Consider the following 11,771-nt stretch of genomic DNA (forward strand, 5'->3'; position numbering starts at 1 on the left):
TCTCACAATCAACTTCCCAGACCTTAATTACACAGACAACTACAGGCTGGCGAATTCCATCAACACTAGCTAACTTAGCTTAAGCCAGAGCAGATGTAGTCAAAGTATACACCCATTTCCTTACCAGCATCAGGACCAACTAAGCTAGCGGTAACTTCCTTCATGCCTTGGATGGAATTGGTGGTATTGCCAATGGGAACACCAAGGGAGTTGTAGGTTTCCTTCAAGCCATTGAGTACGCGCTCATCAAGGATAGATGGGTCACCGGCTAACATGGCATAGGTAGCATAACGCAAGAAGTAATCCATGTCACGGATACAAGCTGCGTAGCGGCGAGTGGTGTACATATTGCCACCAGGACGAGTGCTGTCGGAATACAACAGGGTTTTAGCAACTGCTTCCTTAACGATGGTAGCAGCATTAGCACTAATGGCAGTTGCTGCACGTACCCGCAGCTCACCAGTTTGGAAATAGCCCTTGAGCTTTTCCATAGCGGAGTCGTCTAGATATTTACCTTGGACGTCCGCAGAGTTGATAACAGCAGTAATTGCGTCTTGCATGATTCTATTTCCTTATTTAACTCAAGTTGTGATTATCGGTTCTACAGACAGACTTGCCTCAGAACACTAGGCCAAGGGGTATTTATTGCCCTACAACAATCCACCAATCACATAGTCGAAGTAAGAGCCAGCTTCAGCAGCATCGTCTCCAGACATCATGCCAGTAGCGATACCCTTCATGCAACGGACGCTTTCGGCAACAGCATCAATGGAGGTACCTAAAGACTTGTACATTTCCTTAGCACCTACTAGACCAATTTCCTCAATTGGTGTGGTATCACCAGCCACAATACCGTAGGTAATCAAGCGTAGGTAGTAATCCATGTCCCGCAGGCAAGTAGCGGTCATTTCCGGACCGTAGGCGTTACCACCAGGAGAGACAACATCTGGACGCTTTTGGAATAGTTGGTCTCCAGCTTGCTTAACAATTGTCTCACGGGAGCCTGTTAAGGTTTGAGCGATACGTAAGCGCTGCTCACCAGAAGTAACAAAGCTTTTGATACCGTCTAATTCACTAGGGCTCAGATAGCGAGCCTCAGCATCTGCATTCACGATGGATTTCGTGACAATACTCATAGATGGATTCCTCCAGAAAAAAATATCACCAGGTTTGTGTAAACCGGCATTTCCAAAAATGAACGCTCTCTAACTAACCTTGCGGTGTAATTAGAGCTTCTGTCCCATTGCAGTTACTCGCAATGTGCCGGGTAAATCGCCGTTCTCGATACGCCGTCGGAACTTCAGCCGACGCACGTCCCAGCAAAACTTGGTTTAGCTAACCCTGCCTAAATTAAAGGCCTCAATCAAAGCCTAAATCAAAGCTGGTTAATCATAAACCTAGCTTCCGGGAATATTTTGCTACAGATTGTTGACATTTTTCCCAGTTTCGCAACACATCGTAACATTTTCCCTAATCAAGTATGAAGTATGAAGTATGAAGTATGAAGGGTGAGTTACAGGTTAGTGGCCTTAGTTAAGGGAGTAGGGAGTAGGGAGTAGGGAGTAGGGAGTAGGGGTTGCGAAAATTGACTGTACCTCAGTGATGGCAAAGTAATTTTAGTTTGGGGTTGCTATTCCGGCTTGATCAGGTTTGGGGGTTGAAAGTTGAACCTTTAAGGCTAGTCCAACCTACCGACAGCCTTTAAACCTCCAAACCTCCAAACCTTTAATTTTCAACCTTCAACCTTTAATTTTTAACCTTCAACCTTCAACCTTTAACCTTCAACCTTTAACCTTCAACCTTTAACCTCCAAAACTCCAACCTCCAACCTTCATAATTCAGACTTTTTGCTAACTAACCCGCTGATAGGGGACTAAGTCTTCACCAAAGAAGCGGGAGTATTCTGAACTATCAACCATAGCGGTTACTGCAGCTTCTAGACCCTGTCCCGCCAACAGCTGCTGGTAGGTTTGAACCTCACCGTGAGTGTTAGGGGTACGTCCGAGTAAGTGCCGGAACAATAACTCAACTACTTTCGCAGGGGGATAAGCCTGGTAAAACCGCTGACTATAGGTGTTACTACTCGCCAAGGCTTTAACAAACTGCCGCACGGAAATTTCCCCATTGCGCAGTTGACTGTCTAGATGCTGTTGCCGGTATTTTGGTGGTACTGGTTCACCGAATAAATCCAGGACCTGGTCATAAATGGAATCAATCACCACTGCGCTTTCGACCTGAGAAATGTTTGGGGTGATGCGGAAAATCCGTGTTGGCTTAGCAGATTTAGGATTCAAGGTTGGTTGGTTCCGATTAGAGGAACGACCTACCTTGGCCAGCTCGGAGGGGTTGGTAGCCATCTCCCACTTTTGGGCAGCCATATCTGCGATCGCTTTTCCGGTCAAAGGTAGCTTAGACGAATCCATGCGAGGCTCGACTGGATCAAAGCTTGGTACCACCACATCACTATTCTGCTTGGTCTGCTGATTATACAGCTTCTCGGTGTTGGGGAAATTAGCAGCTGGTAAGGTGGGGAAGCGACGGTAAGGGACGGTATCTTCTCCAAATGCCTGAGCATATTCCATGCCATTGACCATTGCGCCAATAAAGCTCCGAATCCCTTCAGAGGCTAGAATTGCGTTGTAGGTCTGGATTTCCTTCTGATTTAAGGGGGCACGTCCTAGGAAGTGCTTGGTACCCAGCTCAATCACCTTGGTGTTGGGGTAGGGGGTGTAGAACTCTTTGATGTAGAGATCAGAACAACCTAAGCCTTCAATAAACTCCTTGAGATTAATTTCGCCATTGCTCAGTCGGCTTTCCAGGGAGGTGAATGCTGCTTTGATCACATAGGGTTCAAGATCCCGCTCAAATATTTGCCGATAAGCTGCTCCAATCAGGACTTTCAAGGCTGGCTTATCATTCAGGTCAATCAGCTTAAAGATCTTGGTTTGTTCACGCTGTACACTGACCCCCTGATTAATCCGGAATTCAACTTCCGGTTCGGTGAGCATGTCTTTGCCCATACCCAGCTCAACAAAGCGAGGTACTTTCTCCTCACCCATGATTGCCATTGCTGATGTCACGCTACCAGACACTCCGGTGCGCATTTTTAAACCAGCAGCCGTCACATAGCGCTCATAGGGAACCGTATCTTCCCCAAATGCCTCAGAGTACTCTTTGCTGTTGACAATTGCCTCTACTACACCGTAGAAACCTTTTTTATAGGCAACTTCATAGTAACTGTTCATCTCGGAGCGCCCATAGCTAGGACGACCGAGCAAACGTCGGTGGATATATTCAATTGCCTTGACCACATACAATGGTGTCCAGTAGCGTTTGCGGAAACCATCAGACTTCGCCAGCATTAGGATAAACTCGCGGACGGTAATTTCACCGTTTTCCAGCCGAGTTTCCGCTGCACTGAGCCGTTCTCCTTCATAGGGCATAAACCCAAACACTCGCAGGTAACAGGCACGAATTACCCTTTGAGTAGAGCTTTCAGCAAATTTGATACTAGTGTCTTGTGTACTAGGAATCTGATCAAGGCGGATCACCTTAGAGCCAAGGGAACCGGGGAATACACCCCTTGCCCCTGGATTACTATTTTGGTTATTGATGGCTGGGCCTTGGTGGATCAGCAGACGTTTAGTATCTTTGCCAAAGAGAGCGGGGGTGGTAGTAGGATTCCGGGTTTCTTTCGGGAAAATTGCCCCAAACTGAATTTCCAACGAGTCATTACCAGAACCATAAACATGTTGGTCAGGCAGGGGTTGCTCGTACTTGGCAAAGGTATTGAGAAACTGGGCATCCTTACGGAAGGGAGCACTATAGCGCAACAAATCTTGCTGCATGCCCCAGTTACGGCATTCTTGAGCCTCTTGACCATAACCCCTCAGATAGGGAACCGTTTCTTCGGCAAAGTAATCGGAGTATTCCTGAGAATCCACCAGGGCATCTACTAGAGCGGGTAGACCACCATCGGAAACAATGGAGAAGTAGCTTTGGACTTCTTCCCTTGAAGATGGACCCCTACCTAGGAAATGGCGGAAAGCTAGTTCTAAGGCCCGACTATTGATAAAAGGTTCAAAGAATTGCTTCCGGTATAGTTCAGATTTGCCCAAACGGCGAACAAACTCCTTCATGGAAATGTTCCCGTTTTTAACCAGAGATTCTAGATAAGAAATTGACAAACCGTAGGCGCGGGTAATGTCACGCTCAAAGATTTGCCGGTAGGCAGCTTTAACTACCTCAGTTTTTTCTGAGGATGACAGACCGGGCTTCATCACAAACTTAGGACGCCGCTCGGCTGCATTAAAGTAACTTTGGGGCAATTGCAGCCCTTGTTGGTCTATCGAAGGGCGTTGCCGCAGTTTATCGGAGGGTGTAGCAGCTTTAAATTCGTTCAGGGTAATGTCAAAGTACTGGGCAACAATCTCCTGTGCCGACTGATCACCTTTGAAATAATCTAGTGAAGCCGCCCGCATTCCCTGGATTGCCACGATTGTGGCATCAGCTGAACAAGCATTTTCAATGACTTCCCGCAAACCTCGAACATTAACCACTAGGATGTTGGGATCACCAGCAACAATGGCGTAAGTGATATAGCGCAACATCCAAGATAGGTCCCGCAAGGACTTTTGCATATTCCTCGGGCCATAGCGGTTGATGTCGATGGGACGGAAACCTGCTGGGGTTGGTCCAGTTGGAGAACTAAACAGAGCGCGGAAGCCCGAAAATAATCCACCTCCACTCTCGACAAAGGTACTAGTTCCCAAGGTTTTGGTGTCGGGAACCCCTGCAGCCCCAGCCCCTACTAGGGCAGGTTCTTCCTTAGGCTTTTCCAGGAAAGCCATTGGGGAACCACCCACAAAAATCCGGTTAGCCGCCTTGGATACGATTAGGTCTGAGTTTTTGGTGATCAGATCAGCAATTGCTAAACGCTTTTCTCCAGAACGGAAGTAATCCAGTAGCTCGTTGATCTCTCCATTTCCTAAGAAGCGGTCTTGCTGTTCTGCTTGGATAATGGTTGCAGATGGGACAGTTTGATAGAGTTGCACAGGGGCAACTGAGCTTCCACCACTTGCCTTGACACTCATTGGTTTGTTAAAGCTCCTAAATTTTTATGCTGTCATTGCGGACTTATGCCGCAGTTAATAAACACGTTTTAGACACCCATTTGGTGGGTAGGCATTTGATGTTAGTCCTATCCAATCTCACGAAGAAAGACGGGAGTAGAACAAGCCCCACGTCTAATGACCGGGGAGGAAAAACGACACGAGCGGTTTTAACCGTCGTCAAACCACCCTTTTCAGGGTGAGGGATTTTTTAATCCCTCAAAACTCCCATTTCTGGGGTTAAGTTTGCCTCGCCAATGTTATCGATCGGTACTCTCCAGATGGCACTGTCTTACCCCTCGTACAACTGTTTAACCATCCGGTTCTAGAGCTTGAGACTGGCACGCATCCCAAGGTAGGAACTTTAACTCTTATCGATAACGTAGTCCTCGTAAGACTTAGGCTGGTCAGCTATCTAAATAAAGAGGCTCGTTCGTGTAAGCGTGTGCTTCGCACAAAGCCCCGTCTTTTCAGAGCGGGGTGCTGACTGCTAAACTCGACTAGCTTTTAGATTAAAACTTTTCTGATCTCTACGGTTTATTTATTAAGAATTGTATAGAATTTAGGGGATCCAGTTCAGGATTGATGGCCATTGATCCCAGTAAACCCTCGAAATTATACTTTATTTTCGTAAAAAATTTCTCCTAATAATTAACTTTTGTAAAGTTTTGTGATGAAAACCTCTCAAGAAACCGCTGCTGCCGTTGAGCGCCTCTACGATACCTACCCTTTTCCCCCAGAACCCTTACTCGATGAGCCACCTCCTGGATACAACTGGCGCTGGAATTGGCGAGCTGCTTATAGTTTTTGTACTGGGCAAACACCCCAAAGAGAGGAGATTCGGATTCTAGATGCTGGTTGTGGAACAGGGGTAGGCACAGAGTATCTAGTTCACCTCAATCCCCAAGCCTCAGTAGTGGGGATTGATCTTAGTGCTGGAGCCTTGAAGGTAGCCCAGGAACGCTGTCGCCGCTCTGGTGCTGATCGGGTCGAGTTTCATCACTTGAGCTTGTACGATGTTGACCAAATCGAGGGTCAGTTCGATCTCATTAACTGTGTGGGAGTGTTACATCACTTGCCAGACCCGATCCGTGGGATTCAATCTATAGCTAAGAAACTAGCACCAGGGGGCTTATTTCATATCTTTGTCTATGCTGAATTAGGACGCTGGGAAATCCAGTTGATGCAGCAAGCGATCGCACTTTTGCAGGGTCAAAACCAGGGAGACTACCAGGATGGGGTGAAGGTAGGTCGTCAATTATTTGAAGCACTACCAGAAAAAAACCGAATTGTCAAGCGAGACCGGGAACGCTGGGCTTTGGAAAACCATCAGGATGAATGCTTCGCGGATATGTACGTTCATCCCCAAGAGATTGACTATAACATTGAAACCCTATTTGAACTAATCGATGCCGCTGGCTTAGAGTTTCTTGGGTTTTCTAATCCCCGCTACTGGCAGAAAGAGCGCTTATTTGGCAAAAATCCAGAGTTAATGGCACGCTCAGAAGGTCTCAGTGAACGGGAGCTATATCGGTTAATTGAATTATTAGATCCCGAACTGACTCATTATGAGTTTTTCCTGACCCGTCCTCCCTTAGAGCGGGTAGATTGGTCAGAGGATAACGACCTGTTAGCAGCAATTCCAGAACGGCACCCTTGTATGACCGGTTGGCCAAGTAAGTCCCTATTTGACTATGATTACCAGCTGGTTAAGCTATCAGATGAGGAATTTACGTTTCTCGAAGCCTGTGACCAGAATGGTAACTCAGCCGACAACTCATCCCAATCCCAAACTGTAGCAGAAATTATCAAGCATGTTAACTTCGATTTAGATGGAGTGCGATCGCTACTCCAACGCCAGTTGATTATGCTCAACATTGATAGATAATGCAAGCGGTCAGCGGTCAGCGGTCAGCGGTCAGCGGTCAGCGGTCAGCGGTCAGCGGTCAGCGGTCAGCGGTCAGCGGTCAGCGGTCAGCGGTCAGCCTTGGCCAAAGGCCACCCTAAGCGAACAGCTTTGTGGCACAGGCTTCAAGCCTGTGACTTCACTCAGATTAAACCAATGCTTACCTGTTTTATTCAAAAGCTGATAGCTGATAACTGATAGCTGATACCTCTATCCCGATTCCCGATTCCCGATTCCCGATTCCCAATTCCCGATTCCCGATTCCCGATTCCCGATTCCCGATTCCCTGTTCAACACTTCTGCCATTAGCCATTACCCGATGACAAATGACAAATGTTTGCCCAAGGTTTCAGTAGTTGTACCAATCTACAACGGTGAAGCAGATTTACTAGAGTTAGTCCGTTGTTTACAGGCACAGACCTATCCCACTGACCAAGTAGAGTATCTGTTAGTGGATAATAATAGCAGCGATCGCACTGCCTCACTCATCCAAACTGCTGTTACTGAGGGAGCATCTGAGGGCATAACCTTCCACTACATCCTAGAAGACCAGATTCAAAGCTCCTATGCAGCGCGTAACAAAGGAATTCGAGCTGCTAAGGGGGAAATAATTGCCTTTACTGATGCAGACTGTCGTCCCAAACCCCATTGGTTAGCAGACCTGGTCTCACCCTTTGCCAATCTCAGTATTGGTATTGTTGCTGGTCAAATCATCGGGTTGCCCGGTAAAACCTGGCTAGAAAAACACGCTGAGTACCATAATGTTCTATCTCAGGAACATACCTTAAACCATTCCTATTGTCCCTACGGTCAAACCGCTAACCTAGCAATCCGACGGCAAGCATTAGAGGAAGTGGGATTGTTCCGTCCTTACCTGACCACTGGTGGTGATGCTGATATCTGCTGGCGTATTCAAAAGCAAAGCAAGTGGCAATTACACCTTGCCCCAACTGCCATAGTTGAGCACCGACACCGTTCCACCTTTCGGGAGTATCACAGTCAATGGCATCGCTATGGTCGCTCTAACCGTTACTTACATCAGCTCCATGGTGTGCCCTTGATGCGGGATATTCCACCAAGGGAATATCTGTATCGGATCAGTCGTTGGTTGCTGAAAGAACTACCGCGCAATAGTATTAATGCGATCGCAGGCAAAACCGATCCGATTGAGCTAATCAGCACACCCATTGGTCTATTTGGAACTTGGGCAAGGGCAAAGGGACAACAGGAAGCCCGGCTGCCAGACAAAGCCGATCAGATAGAGTGGTTTTCCCATGGAAGCTGATAGCTGCATCCCGATTCCCGATTCCCGATTCCCGATTCCCGATTAATCACAAATCACTTATTAGGTTCATGTAGGGTGGGCAGTGCACCAGACAGATAATGAAGCTTGCAAAGCCCGTTGGTAGGCACTGCCCACCCTACGATTAATGACAATGGTGCAAGATCTCAGTCTAAATTGCGCTACACTAAGGCTAGTAGGGGTTAAGGAATTAGCGATGTCAGCAAAACTCTTATTGGTAGACGACGAACCAGGAGTAAGGGAAGCAGTGAAAGAGTATTTGGCAGAATTTGGTTTTACCGTAGATGTTGCCAGCAATGCTAATGATGCTTGGCAGATGTTACAGCAGAGCACACCCGAACTAGTAATTTCTGACATCATGATGCCTAAAGTGGATGGGTATCAATTCCTACAGCAGCTTCGAGATGACCCCCGTTTTAAAGCACTGCCAGTGGTGTTTCTGACCGCCCGTGGCATGACCTCAGATCGAATTCAGGGTTATCAGGCCGGTTGTGATGCGTACCTACCGAAGCCCTTTGATCCAGATGAATTAGTCGCTATTGTTCAAAACCTCTTGGAGCGTCGCGCTGCTAACTCGGAAGATAGTGTAGGGAGTACAGAGCTTGAAAAGATAGCCAAGCAAGTGGCTGAAATTCGCGCAATGTTAGACCAGAAGCATGGGATTGTCCAAACTCCTCCACCCTTGCGCATTGATTTTACAGCTAGAGAGCAGAGTGTCTTAGATTTGGTTGCCCAAGGGCTAATGAATAAAGAAATTGCCCGACGTTTAGAGACTAGTGTTCGTAATGTTGAGAAGTACGTTAGTCGTTTGTTTAGCAAAACGGGAACCAATAGTCGTACCGAGTTAGTTCGCTATGCTTTGGAACATGGTTTAACGAAATAGAGGATAAAGCATTTATAGCAATTATCATAATCATGAGGTACAAAGTTCTGGCTTTTAGGGAGCAGGGAGCAGGGAGCAGGGAGCAGGGAGCAGGGAGCAGGGAGCAGCGGATATGGGAAGTCGGAAGTCGGAAGTGGAGAAACAATGTGTACCTGATAGTTATGCAAACCGCCGTAAGCAACGCCATTAGCAATGCCGAAAATTTATATGTACCTGACTAGACTAGGAAACGCTATCCTATCCGTCAGGTTTTGTAAATTTATGTTACAAAAAACCGCTCCCTGCATAAAAAGTACCAATCACTCAGAGTAATAATTAAACCCACAAATATTTAGCCAATATCGCAGGAAACGATGGTTAATAGGATTTATGCCTTGCTAGTGGGGATCGATCACTACCCACCGGATTCAGTTCTTAAAGTGGATCCATTACAAGGCTCTGCTAACGACATTACAGCAATATAAGAGTATCTTAACGAACGCGATGAGTTATTGCATAAACTAACCTACTGAAGTTGGTTGACAAAATTTAGGTGCAGCGATCGCAATTTTGATGTGATATTTCCCAGAGTAACTGGATAACACTCGGTAGCTAAACTTGGACTGTAATTAATTGGATATATAACCTATGGACAGAACTGCTAAAATTGCCTATATTCTTGAAAAGCGCCAACCTTTGGCTAATAGAATTGAAGAGGTCGGAGTAAATTTAAACTCTCTTTATTCTAAACTTAGCTATCTCGACAATTATCGCCAACAGCTACTGGAAAAGGTTGATGAACCAAGCATAAATGGACGCTTGAAGGAAATCGATTTTTCCAAGATTCAGCAGGATCTTGTATCTGAGTTACAAGCACTGGCTAAACTCAAAACTCGTTTCTCGCGAGATACTCTTAACATCGGTGTGATTGGACGAGCAAGACAGGGTAAGAGTCGTTTATTACAAAGTTTAACTGGATTGACTGCAGCAGAAATTCCTGATGGCAGCGGTCAACACTGTACGGGGGTTCGCAGCAAGATTCACCATAACCCAAATGTTGAAACATATGGTGAGGTCTTGTTCTATACAGACCGTACTTTTATGGATGAGGTTATTGCTCCTTACTATGAGCAGTTAAAATTGGGAACTAAACCAATTGATATCGATGATTTTGCCAGAAAAGACTTGCCTTCGCTACCGAACGACCTTAAGGGTGCAGAGGTTAATGCCAAATATGAACATCTACGCCAATATCATGAGAATGTAGATAAATATCGTCTCCTGTTGCAAGCCCCTTCTCCACGCCAGATCAAGAAAGAAGAGATTCGAGAATATGTAGCCCAAGACAACCTCCAAGGGGAGCGTATTTATTTCAACTATCTGGCAGTTCGAGAGGTCAGAATTATCTGCAAGTTTCCCAAGGATGATCTTGGAAAGATTGCTTTAGTTGATATGCCGGGATTAGGAGATACAGGAATTGGTGATGAAAAGAGGATGGTAAAAACCATTGGTGAGGATATTGATGCAGTGCTATTTGTCCGGATGCCAAAGAGTACAGGGGACTTTTGGGGGGACGTTGATGTGCAACTGTACGACACAGCCTATAGAGCTTTGAATGATCTGCCCCTGCCACTATGGTCTTTTATGGTTCTCAACAAACTGAGTGATGAGAGTAACTTACAACTCTGCCAACAATTGAAAACCGACATTACCAACAAACACATCAATGTTGCAGACTGTGTAATAGCTAACTGCGCTGAAGCTCAAGAGGCTAACGATCAGGTTTTAGATCCCATTCTTAACTACTTAGCTAAAACAATTACTGACCTAGATCAGCAATATGCCTCTGCTTGTCAGGATCGAATCAAGCAAATCCAAACATCAGTGGTGGCTGAGTTAGATAAAGCCCGTCAAGCATTAGGACAAGGAAAAATTTCAGGAGAGATGGTTGAATTTATCCCATTGTTTAATGGGCTTTGGAACGATTTGACCAGTGGTCTTGAAAAAGTCCTTAAACAACTTAGTGACCAAATTAATGAGCAAGACCGAGACTTTAAACAATCTGTAGAAGAGGCTATCCAAAATTGCTATAACGATACCAAAATTCCCTCATCTTTGGAAGAAATTGAAAGTAGGCGTGATAGTAAAGGGGCTTACACAAGTGCCTATAGCGATTACCTCAATGAAATTCGCGCTCACCTATCACAACATTTTCTATCTCTAGATACTGGGTTAAAAAAATCTTTGGATAGGGTAAAAAATCTAGTAGTAGAGGTATTAATCGGTAAGGCAAATTTAGGAAAAATCACAGAAGCAAAAGGTTCTGATTTTCTTGGAGAGATAGCTAACCTACTACCTGATGAAATTTTAGACGGGCAACCCAGCAGACTAAAATTTGGATTCCAAATCCTCTCTGAATTTCAGCTTTCTTATCGGGGTACTATCCAACACCGAATTCGCCAGTGTCTTAATGGATTAACTCCTGATAGAACTGATCTGCATCTGTCTGGGAAGTCTCCCAATGCAGAGCAAATCAAGAGCAATCTCGAAGCACTTCATGCAGCAGCTGTTTTTCAATGCGAAACAGCA

General features: G+C 45.8%; 9 protein-coding genes and 1 pseudogene. 5 read left to right on the plus strand and 5 right to left on the minus strand.

Going from position 1 to position 11,771, the window contains the following annotated elements; all coding sequences use genetic code 11:
• Positions 1-74: 74 nt before the first annotated feature.
• The 4 genes and pseudogenes from apcB to F6J94_RS21195 form a co-directional block, all read right to left on the minus strand.
• Entirely contained in the window at positions 75-560 is a 486-nt protein-coding gene (gene apcB, locus F6J94_RS21185) for an allophycocyanin subunit beta (protein ID WP_070394727.1), read from the minus strand.
• 90 nt (positions 561-650) lie between these two features.
• A complete protein-coding gene (locus F6J94_RS21190) occupies positions 651-1,136 on the minus strand; it encodes an allophycocyanin subunit alpha (RefSeq protein ID WP_008180111.1) in 486 nt (161 codons plus the stop codon).
• Positions 1,137-1,850: 714 nt separating this feature from the next.
• Positions 1,851-2,423 carry a phycobilisome rod-core linker polypeptide gene (locus F6J94_RS34380; protein ID WP_365939928.1) on the minus strand — a complete coding sequence of 191 codons (573 nt, stop codon included), beginning with the start codon at positions 2,421-2,423 and terminating at the stop codon, positions 1,851-1,853.
• A gap of 9 nt (positions 2,424-2,432) precedes the next feature.
• A pseudogene (locus F6J94_RS21195) lies at positions 2,433-5,093 on the minus strand (phycobilisome rod-core linker polypeptide); the annotation flags it as partial.
• Positions 5,094-5,784: 691 nt separating this feature from the next.
• Between F6J94_RS21195 and F6J94_RS21200 the strand changes: the two are divergent.
• A complete protein-coding gene (locus tag F6J94_RS21200; protein WP_293043924.1) occupies positions 5,785-6,999 on the plus strand; it encodes a class I SAM-dependent methyltransferase in 1,215 nt (404 codons plus the stop codon).
• 187 nt (positions 7,000-7,186) lie between these two features.
• On the opposite strand, the gene F6J94_RS21205 is transcribed toward F6J94_RS21200, so the two are convergent.
• Complete coding sequence (locus F6J94_RS21205; protein ID WP_293043926.1) at positions 7,187-7,330, minus strand: hypothetical protein; 144 nt, start codon at positions 7,328-7,330, stop codon at positions 7,187-7,189.
• Positions 7,331-7,336: 6 nt separating this feature from the next.
• On the opposite strand from F6J94_RS21205, the gene F6J94_RS21210 reads away from it, so the two are divergent.
• The 4 genes from F6J94_RS21210 to F6J94_RS21225 all read left to right on the plus strand — a co-directional run.
• Positions 7,337-8,302, plus strand: coding sequence for a glycosyltransferase (locus F6J94_RS21210; protein WP_293043928.1), 966 nt, complete (start codon positions 7,337-7,339; stop codon positions 8,300-8,302).
• Positions 8,303-8,516: 214 nt separating this feature from the next.
• Positions 8,517-9,203 carry a response regulator transcription factor gene (locus F6J94_RS21215; protein ID WP_075902491.1) on the plus strand — a complete coding sequence of 229 codons (687 nt, stop codon included), beginning with the start codon at positions 8,517-8,519 and terminating at the stop codon, positions 9,201-9,203.
• A gap of 32 nt (positions 9,204-9,235) precedes the next feature.
• Positions 9,236-9,424, plus strand: coding sequence for a hypothetical protein (locus F6J94_RS21220; RefSeq protein WP_293043930.1), 189 nt, complete (start codon positions 9,236-9,238; stop codon positions 9,422-9,424).
• Positions 9,425-9,830: 406 nt separating this feature from the next.
• On the plus strand, positions 9,831-11,771 hold a 1,941-nt coding region (locus F6J94_RS21225), incomplete at its 3' end, for a hypothetical protein (RefSeq protein WP_293043932.1).

It is taken from the genome of Moorena sp. SIO1F2 (genome assembly GCF_010672755.1).
Classification (GTDB): Bacteria; Cyanobacteriota; Cyanobacteriia; order Cyanobacteriales; family Coleofasciculaceae; genus Moorena.

What these genes read in the sequence shown, in the direction of transcription:
- F6J94_RS21210 (WP_293043928.1), top strand. Translation starts at nt 7,337, where the DNA reads ATGACAAATGACAAATGTTTGCCCAAGGTTTCAGTAGTTGTACCAATC.
- F6J94_RS21220 (WP_293043930.1), top strand. Translation starts at nt 9,236, where the DNA reads ATGAGGTACAAAGTTCTGGCTTTTAGGGAGCAGGGAGCAGGGAGCAGG.
- F6J94_RS21205 (WP_293043926.1), bottom strand. Translation starts at nt 7,330, where the DNA reads ATGGCTAATGGCAGAAGTGTTGAACAGGGAATCGGGAATCGGGAATCG.
- apcB (WP_070394727.1), bottom strand. Translation starts at nt 560, where the DNA reads ATGCAAGACGCAATTACTGCTGTTATCAACTCTGCGGACGTCCAAGGT.
- F6J94_RS34380 (WP_365939928.1), bottom strand. Translation starts at nt 2,423, where the DNA reads ATGGATTCGTCTAAGCTACCTTTGACCGGAAAAGCGATCGCAGATATG.
- F6J94_RS21200 (WP_293043924.1), top strand. Translation starts at nt 5,785, where the DNA reads ATGAAAACCTCTCAAGAAACCGCTGCTGCCGTTGAGCGCCTCTACGAT.
- F6J94_RS21190 (WP_008180111.1), bottom strand. Translation starts at nt 1,136, where the DNA reads ATGAGTATTGTCACGAAATCCATCGTGAATGCAGATGCTGAGGCTCGC.
- F6J94_RS21215 (WP_075902491.1), top strand. Translation starts at nt 8,517, where the DNA reads ATGTCAGCAAAACTCTTATTGGTAGACGACGAACCAGGAGTAAGGGAA.